General features: G+C 50.7%; 14 protein-coding genes and 1 tRNA gene. 13 read left to right on the top strand and 2 right to left on the bottom strand.

Annotated features, from left to right (window positions below):
- Positions 1–243 precede the first annotated feature (243 nt).
- From DWV73_RS04975 to DWV73_RS04925, 10 genes are all read left to right on the top strand, one after another.
- Positions 244–1,512 (top strand): S41 family peptidase, encoded by a 1,269-nt coding sequence (locus DWV73_RS04975; protein ID WP_022359888.1) that lies wholly within the window; start codon positions 244–246, stop codon positions 1,510–1,512.
- 239 nt (positions 1,513–1,751) lie between these two features.
- The gene (gene pth, locus DWV73_RS04970; RefSeq protein WP_117796017.1) at positions 1,752–2,381 is read left to right on the top strand and encodes an aminoacyl-tRNA hydrolase; all 630 of its coding nucleotides are present in this window, start codon (positions 1,752–1,754) and stop codon (positions 2,379–2,381) included.
- Positions 2,378–5,911: a transcription-repair coupling factor gene (gene mfd / locus DWV73_RS04965; RefSeq protein ID WP_117796016.1), complete on the top strand. Its 3,534-nt coding sequence runs from the start codon at positions 2,378–2,380 to the stop codon at positions 5,909–5,911. Before pth ends, mfd begins: the two co-directional genes overlap by 4 nt.
- A gap of 548 nt (positions 5,912–6,459) precedes the next feature.
- Positions 6,460–7,683, top strand: coding sequence for a tyrosine--tRNA ligase (tyrS, locus tag DWV73_RS04960; protein WP_117796015.1), 1,224 nt, complete (start codon positions 6,460–6,462; stop codon positions 7,681–7,683).
- 323 nt (positions 7,684–8,006) lie between these two features.
- Positions 8,007–8,924 (top strand): phosphate ABC transporter substrate-binding protein, encoded by a 918-nt coding sequence (locus tag DWV73_RS04950; RefSeq protein ID WP_117796013.1) that lies wholly within the window; start codon positions 8,007–8,009, stop codon positions 8,922–8,924.
- A 197-nt stretch (positions 8,925–9,121) separates the two neighbouring features.
- The gene (pstC, locus tag DWV73_RS04945; RefSeq protein ID WP_022359893.1) at positions 9,122–10,060 is read left to right on the top strand and encodes a phosphate ABC transporter permease subunit PstC; all 939 of its coding nucleotides are present in this window, start codon (positions 9,122–9,124) and stop codon (positions 10,058–10,060) included.
- Positions 10,050–10,925, top strand: coding sequence for a phosphate ABC transporter permease PstA (gene pstA, locus DWV73_RS04940; protein WP_117796012.1), 876 nt, complete (start codon positions 10,050–10,052; stop codon positions 10,923–10,925). Before pstC ends, pstA begins: the two co-directional genes overlap by 11 nt.
- A 21-nt stretch (positions 10,926–10,946) precedes the next feature.
- Positions 10,947–11,702, top strand: a complete 756-nt coding sequence (gene pstB, locus DWV73_RS04935; protein ID WP_117796011.1) for a phosphate ABC transporter ATP-binding protein PstB — start codon at positions 10,947–10,949, stop codon at positions 11,700–11,702.
- 86 nt (positions 11,703–11,788) lie between these two features.
- Positions 11,789–12,469, top strand: coding sequence for a phosphate signaling complex protein PhoU (phoU, locus tag DWV73_RS04930; protein WP_242995745.1), 681 nt, complete (start codon positions 11,789–11,791; stop codon positions 12,467–12,469).
- Between the two features lie 107 nt (positions 12,470–12,576).
- The gene (locus tag DWV73_RS04925) at positions 12,577–13,179 is read left to right on the top strand and encodes a DedA family protein (protein ID WP_117796009.1); all 603 of its coding nucleotides are present in this window, start codon (positions 12,577–12,579) and stop codon (positions 13,177–13,179) included.
- 76 nt (positions 13,180–13,255) lie between these two features.
- On the opposite strand, the gene DWV73_RS04920 is transcribed toward DWV73_RS04925, so the two are convergent.
- Together DWV73_RS04920 and DWV73_RS04915 are read right to left on the bottom strand one after the other, a co-directional pair.
- On the bottom strand, positions 13,256–14,155 hold the full coding sequence (locus DWV73_RS04920) for an MBL fold metallo-hydrolase (RefSeq protein ID WP_181986213.1): 900 nt from the start codon (positions 14,153–14,155) through the stop codon (positions 13,256–13,258).
- 75 nt (positions 14,156–14,230) lie between these two features.
- Positions 14,231–14,302, bottom strand: a tRNA-Arg gene (locus tag DWV73_RS04915).
- A 120-nt stretch (positions 14,303–14,422) separates the two neighbouring features.
- Here DWV73_RS04915 and DWV73_RS04910 point away from each other — a divergent pair.
- The 3 genes from DWV73_RS04910 to DWV73_RS04900 all read left to right on the top strand — a co-directional run bounded on the left by DWV73_RS04910 (position 14,423) and on the right by DWV73_RS04900 (position 17,385).
- On the top strand, positions 14,423–15,208 hold the full coding sequence (locus DWV73_RS04910) for a hypothetical protein (RefSeq protein WP_107001496.1): 786 nt from the start codon (positions 14,423–14,425) through the stop codon (positions 15,206–15,208).
- Between the two features lie 170 nt (positions 15,209–15,378).
- Positions 15,379–16,404: a tRNA preQ1(34) S-adenosylmethionine ribosyltransferase-isomerase QueA gene (queA, locus tag DWV73_RS04905; protein WP_117796007.1), complete on the top strand. Its 1,026-nt coding sequence runs from the start codon at positions 15,379–15,381 to the stop codon at positions 16,402–16,404.
- A 192-nt stretch (positions 16,405–16,596) separates the two neighbouring features.
- Entirely contained in the window at positions 16,597–17,385 is a 789-nt protein-coding gene (locus DWV73_RS04900) for a pseudouridine synthase (protein ID WP_117796006.1), read from the top strand.
- The last annotated feature ends 14 nt before the right edge of the window (positions 17,386–17,399 follow it).

Below are 17,399 nucleotides of genomic sequence, written 5' to 3'. Positions count from 1 at the left end.
TCACGGGCAGGCACTTTTGGAACCGAAAGTGCCGTAAGAAAACGTGGTGGCTGCAAAAGATAAAATCCGGGTAACTGTTCAGTAGGTCTGCGCATTTACTGCGCTGACCGTACGAAAACATGGACCAGCAGGCAAAAATCCCATTGCCGAAGGCAATTTTTGATGGATTTTTGCGCGTGACTGTGAAGGTACTGAACAGTTACAAATCCGGAAGGAATAGACAGGAATCAGGAGGCATAAGAGATGGACAGTAAAAATAAATTCTGGCGCGGTGTGATGGTCGGTGTGCTGGTGACAGCACTGGTGTGTCTGATCACGGTCGGTGCTTCGGCGGGTATTTACATGTTTGGACGCCGTGTGATCGATAACCAGACACAGGTACAGGTACAGACCGAGGGAACACCGTCGCAGGCACAGGAGCCGGTCAATTTTGAGAATGTCACGAAAAAGCTGGAGCAGATACAGGATATTATCGATAAAAAGTACCTGTTTGAGGAAAAAATTGATACATCCGAGGAGGAAGCCGGCATTTATCAGGGCTTTTTGAGTGGTTTAAATGATCCGTATGCGGTTTACTATACGCCGGACGAGCTGACAAGCTTCCTGGATGAGACAAATGGTTCTTACTGCGGCATCGGTGCTCTGGTATCCCAGAATGTCCAGACCGGCGTCAGCACGATCGTGCGCGTCTTTGAGGGCAGCCCGGCCGAGGAGGCAGGCATCCTTCCGGGTGATGCGCTTTATAAGGTAGACGGCACCGAGGTGATTGGCATGGATCTGTCGCTTCTGGTCAATAATTACGTCAAGGGCGAGGAAGGCAGCCAGCTGACGATCACGGTTTATCGTGAAAATAGCGACGAGTACAAGGATATCACCCTGACCCGCCGACCGATCGATGTGCAGACGGTGTCAGGCAAGATGCTGGATGAAGAGATCGGATATATTTCCGTTGCAGAGTTTGACCGTGTGACTGCTGATCAGTTTAAATCCAAGATCGAGGAACTGCAGGGCGAGGGCATGAAGCGCCTGATCATCGATCTGCGGAACAACCCGGGCGGCGAGGTGACGACGGTTGTCTCGATGGCGGATTATATCCTGAAGGATGGCGGACGGATCCTGACCGTGGCAAATAAGAAGGGCACGGAGGAGACATACGACGCTGAGGATGGACACAGCCTGGAGATCCCGATGGTTGTGCTGGTAAATGGCAATTCCGCCAGCGCGTCGGAGGTATTTACAGGTGCGATGAAGGATTACGGCGTGGCGACGATCGTCGGAACGAAGACTTTCGGTAAAGGTATCGTGCAGACGCTGATGCCGCTTTCGGATGGAAGCGCGATCAAGCTGACGACCGACCATTATTATACGCCGAATGGAAATGATATCCATGGAAAAGGCATCGAGCCGGATCTCGAGGTGGAGCTGGATGAAGAGGCGGCGCAGGAAGTCGTGATTCCAGAGGAGAAGGATAATCAGCTGCAGAAGGCGGTTGAGGTTGTGAAGGGAAAGTAACTTCTTATTTACACGACCCCAAAACTTACGGCACTTTCGATTCCAAAAGTGCCTATCCGTGAACAGTAACTTTAAAAGTATCCAGAAAAATAAGTGCGTTAGATCCTGAAACAGCTTGAAAAAGTGGCAGTTTCAGGATTTAACGCTTAAAGTCGTGTCTGTTTTGGCTTTTTGAGAAAGACGATGAGTGAAGAATCTGGTATTTTTGATACTATAGAAAAAGAGGGAGAAATAGAATTATGTATGTAATTGCAGGACTTGGAAATCCGGGAAGAGAATATGAGGGAACCCGCCACAATGTGGGATTTATGACGCTGGATGCGCTGGCGGACAAGTATAACATTGATGTCCGGGAGAAAGCATTTAAGGGACTGATCGGAAAAGGCATGATCGAGGGAAATAAGGTCATTCTGGTAAAGCCGCAGACGTATATGAACCTGAGCGGCGAGTGTATCCGTCAGGTGATGGATTATTATAAGGTAGATCCATCGGAGTTTATCGTGATTTATGACGATATCAGCCTGGTTCCGGGCGGCATCCGGATCCGCAAAAAAGGCAGCGCGGGCGGCCACAATGGAATCAAAAATATCATCGCCCATCTGGGAACGCAGGAATTTCCACGCGTGCGGATCGGTGTGGGCGAGAAGCCGGCGCGCATGGATCTGGCAGACTATGTGCTGGGACATTTTCCGAAAGAGGAAGCCGAAACGATGACGACGGCGTTTAAGGACGGTGCGGCGGCAGTCGTGGATATGATGACAGAGGGCGTTGAGGCGGCGATGAACCATTTTAACGGCGCGGCGCGCGGGGAGAAGGAGAAGCTAGAGAAGCAGAAGGCGGAGAGGAAGGAGGAAGTCAAGACACAATGAGCGATTTATTTGCAAATCCGTTAGAGGAGATGATCGAGTTCCAGGATCTCAAGACGGATTTACAGCGCGGACAGGGACCGCTTCTTGTCACGGGATGCCTGGATTCGCAGAAGGTGCATCTGCTGTCCGAGCTTTCGGATCTGACGCCCTGGAAGCTGATTGTCACCTACGATGATTCGAGGGCGCGGGAGATCTATGAGGATTACCGGTGCTTTGATACGGATATTTCGCTGTACCCGGCGAGGGATCTTCTGTTTTATACGTCGGATATCCACGGAAACCTGCTGACGAAACAGCGGATTCAGGTCATGCGGCGGGTCCTGGAGAGCTCCGGCGGCGTGGTGGTCACGACGATCGACGGGCTGATGGAACATCTGCTGCCGCTTGCGTGGATGAAAGAGCGGAGCCTCACGATCGGGGCAGAAGATGTGGTCGAGGTCGGGAAGCTGACGCACGCCCTGGCGGAAATGGGATATGAGAAGGTCGCGCAGGTTGAGGGATCAGGGCAGTTTTCGGTGCGCGGCGGTATCATTGACATTTTCCCGCTGACGGAGGAGGTGCCGTACCGGATCGAGCTGTGGGGCGAAGAGGTCGATTCGATCCGTACCTTCGACCCGGAAAGCCAGCGCTCGATCGAGCAGGTGGACGAGGCGGTGATCTATCCGGCGACGGAGATGGCGCTGACGCCGGAGCAGATTCAGGATGGAACCGAGGCGATCGAGAAAGACCGCAGGAAATACGTGAAAAAGCTCCGGGATGTCATGAAGACGGAAGAGGCGTACCGGATGGATTCGGCTGTCTCGGAGGTCTTAGAGGGGCTTCGCGAGGGTTTCCGGGTGCATGGGCTGGGAAGCTATATCCGGTATTTCTGCAAGGAAACGGTATCGTTTTTAAACTATTTTCCAGTCGATGAGCTGACGATTTTCCTGGATGAGCCGCTGCGCTTGAAGGAAAAAGCAGAGACGACCGAGACGGAGTTCCGGGAGAGCATGTCGCACCGTCTCGAGGGTGGCTATCTGCTTCCGGGGCAGACTTCCTTCCTCTATTCGGCGAAGGAGACGCTGGCGATGGCAATGCGTCCGCACACTCTTTTACTGCTGGGGCTGGATCAGAAGCTCTCCGGCATGACGGTTAAGAAAAAATACAGTCTGAGCGTTAAAAATGTCAATTCCTACCAGAATGGATTTGAGCTTTTAATCAGCGATCTGGCGCGCTGGAAGAAGGAAAAATACCGGGTGGTATTGCTGGCTGGTTCGCGGACGCGCGCGAGCCGTCTGGCGGGCGATCTGCGGGAGTATGATTTAAGTGCCTTCTGCCCGGATGAGGGCGAAAACACCGTGAAACCGGGTGAAATCCTGGTGACTTACGGAAAGCTGCATCGGGGATTTGAATATCCGCTGATTAAGTTCGTCGTGATCACCGAGGGAGACATGTTCGGCGGCGGACGGGGGCGGAAAAAGAAGAAAAAGACCTCCTACCAGGGTAAGAAAATCCAGAGCTTTTCCGAGCTTTCGATCGGCGATTATGTGGTGCATGAGAGCCACGGACTCGGCATTTACCGGGGCATTGAGAAGATCGAGCAGGACAAGGTCGTCAAGGATTACATCAAGATTGAGTACCGCGACGGCGGTAATCTCTACCTTCCGGCGACACGCCTGGAGGGAATCCAGAAATATGCCGGTTCGGATGCCAGGACGCCGAAGCTCAATAAACTGGGCGGAATGGAATGGAATAAGACGAAGAGCAAGGTGCGCGGTGCGGTCCGTGATATTGCAAAGGATCTCGTCGAGCTTTATGCAGCGCGTCAGCGGAGCGAGGGCTACCAGTATGGACCGGATACGGTCTGGCAGAGGGAATTTGAGGAAATGTTCCCGTTTGAGGAGACGGAGGATCAGCTGGAGGCGATCGAGGCGACCAAAAAAGACATGGAAAGCCGCCGCATCATGGACCGCCTGATCTGCGGCGACGTTGGATACGGCAAGACGGAGATCGCGCTCCGGGCGGCATTTAAGGCGATTCAGGAGGGTAAGCAGGTTGTGTATCTGGTGCCGACCACAATTTTGGCGCAGCAGCATTACAATACCTTTGTGCAGAGGATGAAGGATTTCCCAGTGCGGGTCGATATGCTGTCGCGTTTCCGCACGGCGGGCGAGCAGAAAAAAACGCTGGAAGATCTGAAAAAAGGGCAGGTGGACGTCGTGATCGGAACGCACCGCGTCCTTTCTAAGGATGTTGTCTTTAAAAATCTGGGGCTTCTGATCATCGATGAGGAACAGCGCTTCGGCGTGGCACATAAGGAAAAGATCAAGAAACTAAAGGAAAATGTAGATGTTCTGACGCTGACGGCGACGCCGATTCCGCGTACCCTGCATATGAGTCTCATTGGCATCCGGGATATGAGCGTCCTGGAGGAACCGCCGGTGGATCGCCTGCCGATTCAGACCTACGTCATGGAGTACAACGACGAGATGGTGCGCGAGGCGATTCACAGGGAGCTGGCGCGGGGCGGACAGGTATATTATGTCTACAACCGTGTCAACAACATCGACGAGGTGGCAAACCATGTGGCGGCTCTGGTGCCGGAGGCAAACGTCGTGTTCGCCCACGGGCAGATGCACGAACATGAACTGGAAAAAATTATGCTGGATTTCGTCGAGGGCAATATCGACGTTCTGGTGTCCACGACCATCATTGAGACGGGACTGGACATTCCGAATGCGAACACGATCATCATCCACGACGCCGACCGGCTGGGGCTGTCGCAGCTTTACCAGATCCGCGGTCGCGTCGGACGTTCCGGGCGGACTTCGTATGCGTTTCTCATGTACCGGCGCGACAAGCTGCTGCGTGAGGAGGCGGAAAAACGTCTGCAGGCGATCCGTGAATTTACGGAGCTGGGAAGCGGTATCAAGATTGCGATGCGCGATCTGGAGCTGCGCGGCGCCGGAAATCTTTTGGGTGCGGAACAGCATGGCCACATGCAGGCGGTCGGTTATGACCTGTACTGCAAGCTCTTAAACGAGGCGGTGCTGGCACTTCGCGGTGAGAACGAAGCCGAGGACTTCGAGACGGTGGTGGACTGCGACATCGACGCGTATATTCCGCCGTCCTACATCCGCAATGAATATCAGAAACTCGACGTTTACAAGCGGATTTCCGGTATTGAGAACCAGGAAGAGTACATGGATATGCAGGATGAGCTGATCGACCGCTTTGGCGAGATTCCACGTTCGGTGGAGAACCTGTTAAAGATCGCCGATCTAAAAGCGCTTGCTCATCAGGCGGGCGTCGTGGAGGTCGATGTAAAGAAGCAGGATATCACGATTCAGATGTACCAGAAAGCCGATCTGGACGTCTCCGGCATTCCGGCGCTGATGGAGAAATATAAGGGCACGCTGACCTTCAGGACGGGTGATGTGCCGTCGTTCTATTACCGCGACGTGCGGCAGAAACATACGGACTGCGAGACGATGCTTGTGAAGGCGCGGGAGATTCTTTCCGGGCTGGCGATGCTGGGGAACTGTTCATAAGCAGGAATTTTCTGAATTGAAAATTCCATGCGATACAGTTCTGGTTGCAGATTTTGCCGATTTTGAATGCGAAGCATCGGCAAAATCCCGTTACCGGGCACGTATGCGTGAACAGTAACACGGCGCTGGCGAAGAAATAAAAGGTCTCTTGACAAATAATAAATTTCGCTTATAATACAGAATATACTCAATAACCTTATAAAGGCGATGAAGGGAACAAGTAGAGATCCGCAGGGGAGCGCACAGAAAGCAGCCGGATGATGAGAGGCACGCGTAAACTGGATATTCGAATACATCCCGGAGCTTCGCACCGAAGAATCTGAAATCCGATCCGATGGAGGAGCTGCATGAAAATGTGCGGCGGTTGATTTGGTAGGCTGCGACGTGAGAGACACACGTTATCCGGTCGCGGTATCAGAAGGTACCGGCAGAGGCAGATAGGCGCGAGCTATCTGTGAATAAAGGTGGTAACACGGGAATTTTGCCCCGTCCTTTTTGGAGGACGGGGCTTTTTGTACCCCCAATTTTAATAAAGGAGTAGAGAGAAGATGCAGATTTACGAAGAATTAGTAGCCAGAGGCCTGATCGCCCAGGTTACAAACGAAGAAGAGATCAAAAAACTGGTCAATGAAGGAAAAGCCATTTTCTATATCGGTTTTGACCCGACCGCAGACAGCCTTCATGTAGGTCATTTCATGGCACTGTGCCTGATGAAACGTCTGCAGATGGCAGGCAACAAGCCGATCGCATTACTTGGCGGCGGCACCGGCATGATCGGCGATCCGTCCGGACGTACGGATATGCGCCAGATGCTGACACCGGAGACGATCCAGCACAACTGCGACTGCTTCAAAAAGCAGATGAGCCGTTTCATCGATTTTTCCGATGACAAGGCGCTCTTAGTCAACAACGCAGAGTGGCTGATGAATCTGAATTATGTAAACTTACTGCGCGAGGTTGGTCCGCATTTCAGTGTCAACCGCATGCTGACTGCTGAGTGCTACAAGCAGAGAATGGAGAGAGGTTTAAGCTTCTTAGAGTTCAACTACATGATCATGCAGAGCTACGATTTCTACATGCTGTACCAGAAATACGGCTGCAACATGCAGTTCGGCGGCGACGATCAGTGGAGCAATATGTTAGGCGGTACCGAGCTGATCCGCAGAAAGCTTGGCAAGGACGCACACGCGATGACCATCACCCTGCTGTTAAACTCCGAGGGCAAGAAGATGGGCAAGACCCAGTCCGGCGCTGTATGGCTGGATCCGAACAAGACCTCCCCGTTCGAGTTCTACCAGTACTGGAGAAACGTCGCTGACGCGGACGTATTAAAATGCCTGCGTATGCTGACCTTCCTGCCGCTTGAGCAGATCGATGAGATGGATAAATGGGAAGGCAGCCAGTTAAATACTGCAAAAGAGATCCTGGCTTACGAGCTGACCAAGCTGGTACACGGCGAGGAAGAGGCTGAGAAGGCACAGGCAGCAGCGAAAGCACTGTTTTCCAGCGGAAATGCAGCGAATATGCCGACTTATGAGCTGACTGAGGATGATTTCAACGGTGATGAGATTGATATTCTCTCCATCCTGCAGAAATCCGGCCTGGCTCCATCCCGTTCCGAGGCAAGAAGAAATGTCGAGCAGGGCGGCGTATCTGTAGACGGAAACCAGGTAAAGGATGTTAAGGCAGTCTTTACGAAGGATCAGCTTTCCGGCGAAGGAATGGTTGTCAAGAGAGGTAAGAAAAACTTTAAGAAGGTTGTTCTGAAGTAGGATGTCTGGGGAAATTCACCTGCCTTGTTTGAGAGCAGAATGAAACTCAGTATAAAAATCAGAATCACGCCGCCGGCGATCTCTGCCCGGGCTTTCAAGCAAAGTCCGAAGAGATGTCCGGCGGCGTTTCGGATCATGGAGAGAAACAGAGCAGATCAGAAACCATATCTTACATTCACTCCCACAAAAATTACCCAAATTTTACATAAACGATACCAAAACATGATTTCTGTAAATCCAGGAATCTTTTATACTGCGTACTGTAAGAAATCAAGGATAAAAAACTCTGAGAGAAAAAAGAGAGAGGAAAGAGGAATTTTATTATGAAGAAAAATGTTCAGAAAACAATCGCAGTATTAGGAGCAGCCGTTCTGGCAACTGGAATGGTAGGATGTGGTTCCAGCAATACAAATACAAGTGCAGCAGACACAAGCGCAGATAGCAGCGCAGCTGAAAGTGGTGCAGCAGCAGATACAACCGAGAACAGCGCAGATGCAAAAAATTTGAGTGGTTCTATTACCCTGGCAGGTTCCACTTCAATGGAAAAATTTGCAAATGCACTGGCAGAAACGTTCATGGAGAAATATCCGAACGTGACTGTACAGGCTGAATTTACCGGCTCTTCCGCAGGTATCGAGTCCGTGCTGGCAGGTCAGTGTGATGTCGGTGATTCTTCCAGAGCATTAAAGGATGATGAGAAAGCAAAAGGTGCTGTTGAAAATATCGTAGCCATCGATGGTATCGCCGTTGTCGTTGACCCGTCCAACGCTGTAGATGGTCTGAGCAAGGACGAGCTGACCGGCATTTACGACGGAAGCATCACAAACTGGAAGGATGTAGGCGGCAGCGATATGCCGATTGTCGTAGTCGGACGGGAAGCAGGTTCCGGTACAAGAGGCGCATTTGAGGAGCTTCTGGGTCTGGAAGATGCCTGCAAATATGCAAACGAGCTGGATTCCACCGGTGCAGTTATGGCAAAAGTAGCATCTACACCGGGTTCCATCGGATACGTTTCCCTGGATGTAGTCGATGATACCGTTAAGGCAGTTAAACTGGATGATGTAGAGCCGACGGAGGAGAACATCAAGGCAGGCAGCTATTTCTTAAGCCGTCCATTCGTTATGGCAACCAAGGGAGAAATTTCTGAGCAGAACGAGCTGGTACAGGCGCTGTTTGACTATGTATACTCTGCAGAAGGCGATGACCTGATTAAATCTGTAGGCCTGATTACTACGAAGTAAGAAACTGCATCGGAATTTGTGAATGTGGATAAAATTACCGGTGAAAACCGGTAAGGATAGAAAAATCAGAAATTCACGAATATACATAATATTGAATAGATTCAAATAATATCGAGTCGCTTGCAGTCAAGCCGCAGAAAGGAAACTCTGCTTTGACCGAAAGCGGCTCGCTGTTCAATCCGGGACAGGAGAGACGTATGCACGAAAAGAAATTTACCATTTTTGGAAGCCATGCCACGAAATCAGCGGTAGAGAGGGCAGCGGAAATTATTTTTACCGCCTGCGGCCTGCTGGCAGTGGTGGCAGTTTTTTCAATTACCTTATACATGATTATCAGCGGTACCCCGGCACTTTTTAAGGTGGGTGTTCCGGAAATCTTATTTGGAACCGTCTGGAAGCCGACTGGAAATCCGGCGTCTTTCGGAATTCTCTACGTTATTTTAACCTCCATCGTCGGAACCTTTCTGGCGATCCTGATCGGTGTTCCGATTGGGCTGTTTACCGCCATCTTTCTGGCAGAGGTTGCGCCGCCGAAGGTAGCGGCAGTGGTCCGCCCGGCAGTTGAGCTTCTGGCAGGTATTCCGTCGGTTATCTACGGACTCTTAGGAATTTTGATTTTAAATCCCCTGATGTATAAGCTGGAAATGAAAATCTTTGCCGGTTCCACGACGCATCAGTTTACCGGCGGTGCGAACCTGATATCGGCGGTTCTGGTTCTGGCAATCATGATTCTTCCGACCGTCATCAATATCAGCGAGGCGTCGCTTAGGGCAGTCCCGAAACATTTAAAAAGCGCATCGCTGGCGCTCGGTGCAACACATATCCAGACGATTTTCAAAGTAATCGTTCCGGCGGCGCACTCCGGCATCATCACGGCGGTGGTTTTAGGCTGCGGACGTGCGATCGGGGAGGCAATGGCGATCAGCCTGGTATCTGGAAGTTCAGTCAATCTGCCGCTTCCATTTAACTCCGTCCGTTTCCTGACAACCGCGATCGTGGCGGAAATGTCTTATTCAGAGGGACTTCACCGGGAAGTGCTCTTTACCATCGGTCTGGTGCTGTTCGTATTTATCATGTTTATCAACACGGTGCTTAGCCGGATGTTTGTGAAGGAGGGCGGCGCAAATGACCGATAATAGAATGAAAAGTATTTACCAGAAGCGCACCCGCATCGGGGACAATATCTTAAAAGTGCTGATTTATCTGGCAGCTGGCGTGGCGATCGCGCTGTTAGTTGGCATCATGGGATATGTGTTTGTGCGCGGCCTGCCGCAGGTTTCCTTGCAGCTTCTGTCCACGGTGCAGAGCTCCCTCAAGGGCACCTTTGGTATTCTGGGAAATATCATCAACACGATTTACATCATTGTAATTACCCTTATCATTGCAGCGCCGATCGGAATCGGCTCCGCCATTTATCTGAACGAATACGCAAAGCCGGGAAAACTGGTGCGGACGATTGAATTTACAACTGAGATCCTGTCCGGTATTCCGTCGATTATTTTTGGCTTGTTCGGTATGGTCTTTTTCGGAATGACGCTGAAGCTGGGCTATTCGGTTCTGACCGGATCCTTCACGCTGACCCTGATGGTGCTTCCGCTGATTACGCGGAACACACAGGAAGCACTCAAAACCGTTCCGGACAGCTACCGCAGCGGCGCATTGGGAATCGGTGCAACGAAATGGTATATGATCCGGACGATCCTGCTGCCGAGCGCGGCACCGGGTATTCTGACCGGCGTCATCCTTTCGATTGGCCGTATCGTGGGCGAGTCGGCGGCGCTTCTGTTTACTGCCGGAAGCGGCTTCCAGCTTCCGAAAAACCTGTTTGGAAAACTGTTTGAGTCGAGCGGCACGCTGACCATCCAGCTCTACCTGTCGATGCAGAAAGCAAAATACGATCAGGCGTTTGGAATCGCGGTCGTGCTTCTGATTATCGTGCTGGGAATCAACCTGCTGACGAGATTTTTGACCAACCGGTTTGATGTGACAAAATTAAAATAAAGTAAAAAATGAGGAAATGATATGGAGACAAAAATTTCTACGTTGGATTTGAATCTGTACTATGGAAACAATCATGCATTAAAAAATATCAATCTGGATATATATGAAAATCAGATCACAGCGTTTATCGGACCGTCCGGCTGCGGTAAGTCTACCTATTTAAAAACATTGAACCGCATGAACGATCTGGTGCCGAATGTAACAATCAATGGAAAGGTGTGGATCGACGGCGAGGATATCTATGATCCGAAGGTTGATACGACGCTTCTTCGCAAGAAGGTCGGCATGGTATTTCAGCAGCCGAACCCATTTCCGATGAGTATTTATGACAATATCGCGTATGGACCGCGGATTCACGGCATTAAGGGAAAAGCAGAGCTGGACGCGATTGTGGAGAAGAGTCTGCGCGGCGCGGCCTTGTGGGATGAGGTCAAGGATCGCCTGAAACGTTCTGCACTGGGACTTTCCGGCGGACAGCAGCAGCGTCTCTGCATCGCGCGTGCGCTGGCGGTTGAGCCGGAGATTCTCCTGATGGATGAGCCGACCTCGGCACTGGACCCGATTTCCACGCTGAAAATCGAGGATCTGATGGGCGAGCTTAAGAAGAATTATACCGTTGTCATCGTTACTCACAATATGCAGCAGGCGACCCGTATTGCGGACTATACGGCATTTTTCCTGGTGGGAGAGGTAGTCGAGTATGCACCGACGACGGATCTGTTCTCGCATCCGCGGGAGAAGAAGACGGAAGACTATATTACCGGACGGTTTGGATGATAGGCGTAAGATTGAGGATTTAAAAATAAGTAGAAAATCAGTTTACTGTTCAGAAGTGGAAAATTTCTGGGCAGAAAACAGGGGAGATGGAGAGGAGATACGGGATGGCGACGAGAGAGGCATTTATACAGGAGTTAGAAGGGCTGAATCAGGAATTGAACGCGATGAGCCAGATGGTGCAGGATGCGATTGACAGTAGTTTTCAAGCGCTTACCGAGCATAATGAAGAGCTGGCACAGAAGGTTATCAAAGGCGACCGCGATGTGGACAATATGGAGCGAAAGATCGAGACACACTGCCTGACGCTGATGTTAAAGCAGCAGCCGGTTGCCAGTGATCTGCGCCATATCTCGACGGCGCTGAAGGTTGTGACCGATCTGGAGCGGATGGGCGATCAGGCGGCGGACATTGCCGATCTGTCCCTGCGTTTGGAGGATGCAGATATTAGTCTTGTAAGCAAACATCTTCCGGCCATGGTGGCAAATGTGAAAACGATGGTAAAGGATGCGATTCACGCGTTTATTGAGCGTGACACCGAGATGGCGGAGACATTCGAACAGAGGGATGATCTGATCGATGCCTTCTTTGAACGGGTAAAACGGGAAGTGATTGAGTTTCTGAAAAAAGACGGGGATAAATCCGATGTGGCAGTCGATCTTTTGATGGTTGCTAAGTATCTGGAGCGAATCGCCGATCACGCGGTCAATGTGTGCGAGTGGACAGAGTTCTCGGATACGGGGGCCGTGGGGGATGTGATGATTCTCTAGGTTTAATTAAAATCCGGGCATGAAAAATGAAAATTAGATGCCTGGATTTTTTCCGTTCCGCATAAAATAAATAGAATATGTGGAAATAACGTGGAGTGCGATATATCATGCGTGATATAGTGCTGGAACTTTTAAGTTCATACGGATATGCGGGAATGTTTGCCCTGATTCTAATTGAGAATTTGTTTCCGCCGATCCCGTCGGAAGTGATTTTAACCTTTGGTGGATTTATGACAACATATACACGGATGAACATAGCCGGGGCAGTTCTGGCAGCGACGGCGGGCTCGGTGCTGGGGGCGCTGATTCTGTATGAGCTGGGGCGGCACATTCCCGTGCAGAAGTTTTATGCATTTTTGGGCGGGGCATGGGGAAAACGGCTGGGAGTAGAAGTGGAAGATGTGAAAGATGCAGACGGATGGCTGGAGAGAACGGGACGGTCAGCCGTCTTTTTTTGCCGGTTCGTTCCGATCATCCGAAGCCTGATCTCGATTCCGGCGGGGATGGCAAAGATGGAACTGCTGCCGTTTCTCCTGCTGACAACAGCGGGCAGTCTTATCTGGAATACGGTGCTCATCGGAGCCGGCGCGGTGGCGGGGGCATCGTGGGAACGTATTCTGGTGCTGTTAAAAACATATTCCCGCTTCGCCATGATGGGAGCGGGAATCTTGGGATTTGCGGTGGCGAGTGTGTATTTTCGGAAACGATAACAACAAGAGGGGGAAAATGTGCAAAAATTCCCCAAAATCGTTGTTTATAAAGAGTGATAATTCATGCAGAAAGAGTTTATTCATTCAAGTAAAAATATATCGTGTCATTCTTTACTTCCAGCCGTGCCGTCCCATCGATCACCAGCTGTTCCAGATATGGGCGCAGGTGGCGTTCCTGACGGATGAGCTGGTCGTAGGTACCGATGTGCATTCCGATCAGGCGTCGGCTTGCCTGATAAAATTCATCACGCGTCATCGGTCTCTGCAAAAGCTTTGCCAGCTCTGCGAGACGCAGACGGATAAGATCCATATTTTTGTCCGCCAGTTCCTGGATATTGCCATCAAATGGGCCTTTGTGCGATAAAATCCAATGCTGGTAAGGCAGTTTTGTGATTGCTTCCTTGCTTTTCAGATCCAGACCGACGTGGTCGCAGTATGGAAGCTTGACGTGACGCAGGACATTTTCGGTTAAAAGCGCGTCTCCGGCAAAGCAGACGCCGTCCGGTGTGCCGATGACGATGTGGTCGAGGGAATGCCCCGGCAGATGGTGAACCGGGAAGGTTACGCCGCAGAGTGTCACGGAAGTATCCTCCGGCTGGATGATACAGTCAACCGGGCAGCGCTGCTCGGTGTCGATGGAAATCTTTTCCTCCTCGGAGCGCCCGAAATAATTGGTATACCGTTCCAGCGCCGCCTGGGAGGCGATCAGCCCGGCTTCGCCAAGCGACATAGCCAGTGGAATCTGAAAGGCTTCGCGCAGGCGTTTGCTGTTTCCATGATGGTCGATGTGCGCGTGGGAAACGATCAGCCCCGCCGGGGTCAGCCCGGCGTCTTTCAGAGAGCCGACCAGCTCGTCATATTCCTTTGAGTAACCATTGTCAAACAGGATGCAGCGGGTGTCGTCGATGCGGTAGATGCCGACGGCTGTTTTGCCAAGCAGGCAGTCTGTATTTCCAGAAACGTGTATGAGTTCCACGGAAAGAGTCCTCCTTTTATCATGAATAACACAAAAAGCGACGGCTGAGATATCTCCGCTGTCGCTTTTTAAGAATGCGTCTGATAGGAATCGAACCTACGCCTCAGGCTCCGGAGGCCGGCGCTCTATCCACTGAGCTACAGACGCATTACTTGTATGATACTATAATATTTAGAAAATTGCAAGTTTTTTTTCGGAAATACCGCTTGCCGAGTAACCAAATCACCGCTATAATATTAACAATCGAATAAGTCAGGAGGCGGTCGGGTGGGAGAACCGAAAAAGAAACCGGGACGCAGCCGGAAGAACGGAACGGATTGGGAACTGCGCCGCTATGTGATGCTGCTTGCGGCGGTGATTGTATTGATTCTGATTGGCGCGGTGGCGATGTTTTCCGGGAAAATAACAAACATTCTGGGGAAAAAGGATGGCTTACCGGCAGAAATGGTGGATACAGGCGGATCTGGAATGGTGATTGAGCCGGACACGAAAGAATATATTCAGGACTTTGGCGGATGTATTCTGACAGAGAATGGCGAGCCGGGGATCACAGAGCTGATGAATACTTATTTTCAGGCGGTTTCCGACTGTGATATGGATACGTTTGTGAAGTTGTTTACCTCACAGGATACGAGTGAGGAAGAACACTACCGTCAGGAATTTGAAGAACAGAAGCAGTACATTTCCGGGTACCAGAATGTGAAATGTTATACGACGCCGGGGCTTAGGGACGGTGAGATGGCAGCGTATGTGTATTATGAGATTTTGTATACGGGCGTGGAGACACCGGCACCGAGTCTGGTGCGGATCTATGCGATCCGGGCGGAGGACGGAAGCTGGCAGATCGATGACGGGAAAATGTCCGAAGAGCTGACGCAGTATTTTGAAGAGCTGTCGGTCAATGAGGATGTGCGCCTTCTCAGTAAGCAGACGGATGAAGCAATGGATGCGGCGATGGAGCAGGATGAAGCGCTGAAAGAGCGCGTGGAATTTATGAAACAGGGCGCATCTTATATGCAGGAGGAGTCAGAACCGGCTGCGTCAAATCCTTAAAATGCTTTATTGAATTCGTCTGGCTGGAAAAATAAAGTTTTTAAGGTATGGAAAGCTGAAAAGCGGATATGCCGGAGTATGGAGAAATGGCTGATAGTATATAAGATATAAAATCGATTGATTTATAAAAAGTGAAAGTACAGATATAGAAAGACAAAGAGGCACAAAGAATGGATGTAAAAGATTTTTATTATGATTTACCACAGGAGTTAATTGCACAGGATCCGCTGGAAGATCGTTCTTCTTCCCGGCTTTTAGTGCTGGATAAAAAGACGGGTGAGATGCAGCATAAGGTGTTTAAGGATATTGTCAATTATCTTCATCCGGGCGATTGCCTGGTGATCAATGATACAAAGGTTATCCCGGCGCGTCTGATCGGAAGCAAGGAGGGAACGGATGCACACATCGAGATTCTTCTTCTGAAACGCCGTGAGAACGATATCTGGGAGACGCTGGTAAAGCCGGGCAAAAAGGCAAAACCGGGAACCGTAATTAATTTTGGCGATGGTTTGTTAAAAGGAACCGTCATTGATGTGGTAGAAGAGGGAAATCGTCTGATTCAGTTCTCCTATGAGGGGATCTTCGAGGAGATTCTTGACCAGCTTGGTCAGATGCCGCTTCCACCGTATATTACACACCGTCTGAAAGATAAAAACCGTTATCAGACCGTTTATGCAGAACATGAGGGATCCGCGGCTGCTCCGACTGCCGGACTTCATTTTACCAAGGAACTGCTGGCACAGATTCAGGAAATGGGCGTCAAGATCGCGCATGTCACACTTCATGTGGGTCTGGGAACCTTCCGGCCGGTCAAGGTTTCGAATGTACTGGATCATCATATGCACTCGGAGTTCTATCGTATCGAGGAAGATGCCGCCAACATGATCAATGAGACGAAGAAAAATGGCGGACGCATCATCTGCGTCGGTACGACAAGCTGCCGGACGATTGAATCCGCAGCGGCTGAGGACGGCACGATCCGCGCGTGCAGCGGCTGGACCGACATTTTCATCTATCCGGGCTACCAGTTCAAGATTCTGGACTGCCTGATCACAAACTTCCACCTGCCGGAGTCCACACTCGTCATGCTGGTATCCGCACTGGCAGGCAGAGAACACGTGCTCACGGCGTATGAAGAGGCGATCCGGCAGAGATACCGGTTCTTTAGTTTTGGGGATGCGATGTTTATTCAGTAAGCAGGATATGTGTTTAAGAAAGACTCATAGTGAACGTGCTATGGGTCTTTTTATTTCATAGGAAAGTGTACCCTATGAAACATTCTTTATTCTTTCGAAAACTGTTTGAACCCCATGGACGAAAATGTTATAATTTTTATACTTTGGTTGCCGGAATCCTACGGCACAATAAATCGAAATGAGATGAATAAAATGCAAAAAAATCAAAATGATAAATCATACAAGAGAGTACAGCCAAGTGAAAAGCAGGAATCCCGGATTCCAGCGGAAGGCGTTCGTTTAAATCGCTTTTTGAGCGAGGCGGGCATCTGCTCCCGGCGGGAGGCGGATCGGCGGATCGCGGACGGGCGTGTGACGATCGATGGGCGCGTGGCAGAGGTCGGGCAGAAGCTGATGCCGGGACAGCGCGTGGCGTGCGATGGCGTAGCGGTGTCCGGCAAGGATGCACCGGTGCTTTTAGCGGTCAATAAGCCGCGGGGGATTGTCTGTACGACTTCTGATAAAGATCGGGCAGAAAATATCGTAGAATTTTTAGATTATCCGGTCCGGATTTACCCGATCGGGCGCCTGGACAAGGATTCAGAAGGGCTGCTTCTCATGACGAATGAGGGCGAGCTGGTCAATCGGATTCTAAGGGCTCGTTACGGACATGAAAAGGAATATCTGGTAACGGTGGATAAACCCATTGATAGTGAGTTTGTCCGGAAGATGAGCGCAGGAGTGAAGATTTTAGATACGGTTACCCGTCCTTGTGAGGTGGAAAAGACCGGGAAGACGAGTTTCCGGATCATCCTGACCCAGGGACTCAACCGCCAGATCCGCCGGATGTGCGAGGCGCTGGGCTACCAGGTACAGACATTAAAACGCGTCCGGATGCTGAACATTACGCTGGATGGGCTGAAAACAGGCGAGTACCGGGAAGTGACAGCGGCAGAGAGACAGAAATTAGAAGATATTTTGAACGGAAAGAAGAATGGCTGAGACAATGTTGTCTG

The sequence above is a fragment of the Clostridium sp. AF12-41 genome, from assembly GCF_003461685.1.
GTDB lineage: Bacteria > Bacillota > Clostridia > Lachnospirales > Lachnospiraceae > Otoolea > Otoolea fessa.
Note: the sequence above shows the minus strand (reverse complement) of the source record. Positions and strands in the feature narration are given on the sequence as shown.

Bases quoted from the DNA above. Each gene is read 5' to 3' on its own strand.
- pstB (WP_117796011.1), top strand. From the start codon at position 10,947: ATGGAGACAAAAATTTCTACGTTGGATTTGAATCTGTACTATGGAAAC.
- mfd (WP_117796016.1), top strand. From the start codon at position 2,378: ATGAGCGATTTATTTGCAAATCCGTTAGAGGAGATGATCGAGTTCCAG.
- phoU (WP_242995745.1), top strand. From the start codon at position 11,789: ATGGAGAGGAGATACGGGATGGCGACGAGAGAGGCATTTATACAGGAG.
- DWV73_RS04950 (WP_117796013.1), top strand. From the start codon at position 8,007: ATGAAGAAAAATGTTCAGAAAACAATCGCAGTATTAGGAGCAGCCGTT.
- pth (WP_117796017.1), top strand. From the start codon at position 1,752: ATGTATGTAATTGCAGGACTTGGAAATCCGGGAAGAGAATATGAGGGA.
- queA (WP_117796007.1), top strand. From the start codon at position 15,379: ATGGATGTAAAAGATTTTTATTATGATTTACCACAGGAGTTAATTGCA.
- pstA (WP_117796012.1), top strand. From the start codon at position 10,050: ATGACCGATAATAGAATGAAAAGTATTTACCAGAAGCGCACCCGCATC.
- tyrS (WP_117796015.1), top strand. From the start codon at position 6,460: ATGCAGATTTACGAAGAATTAGTAGCCAGAGGCCTGATCGCCCAGGTT.
- DWV73_RS04900 (WP_117796006.1), top strand. From the start codon at position 16,597: ATGCAAAAAAATCAAAATGATAAATCATACAAGAGAGTACAGCCAAGT.
- pstC (WP_022359893.1), top strand. From the start codon at position 9,122: ATGCACGAAAAGAAATTTACCATTTTTGGAAGCCATGCCACGAAATCA.
- DWV73_RS04975 (WP_022359888.1), top strand. From the start codon at position 244: ATGGACAGTAAAAATAAATTCTGGCGCGGTGTGATGGTCGGTGTGCTG.
- DWV73_RS04925 (WP_117796009.1), top strand. From the start codon at position 12,577: ATGCGTGATATAGTGCTGGAACTTTTAAGTTCATACGGATATGCGGGA.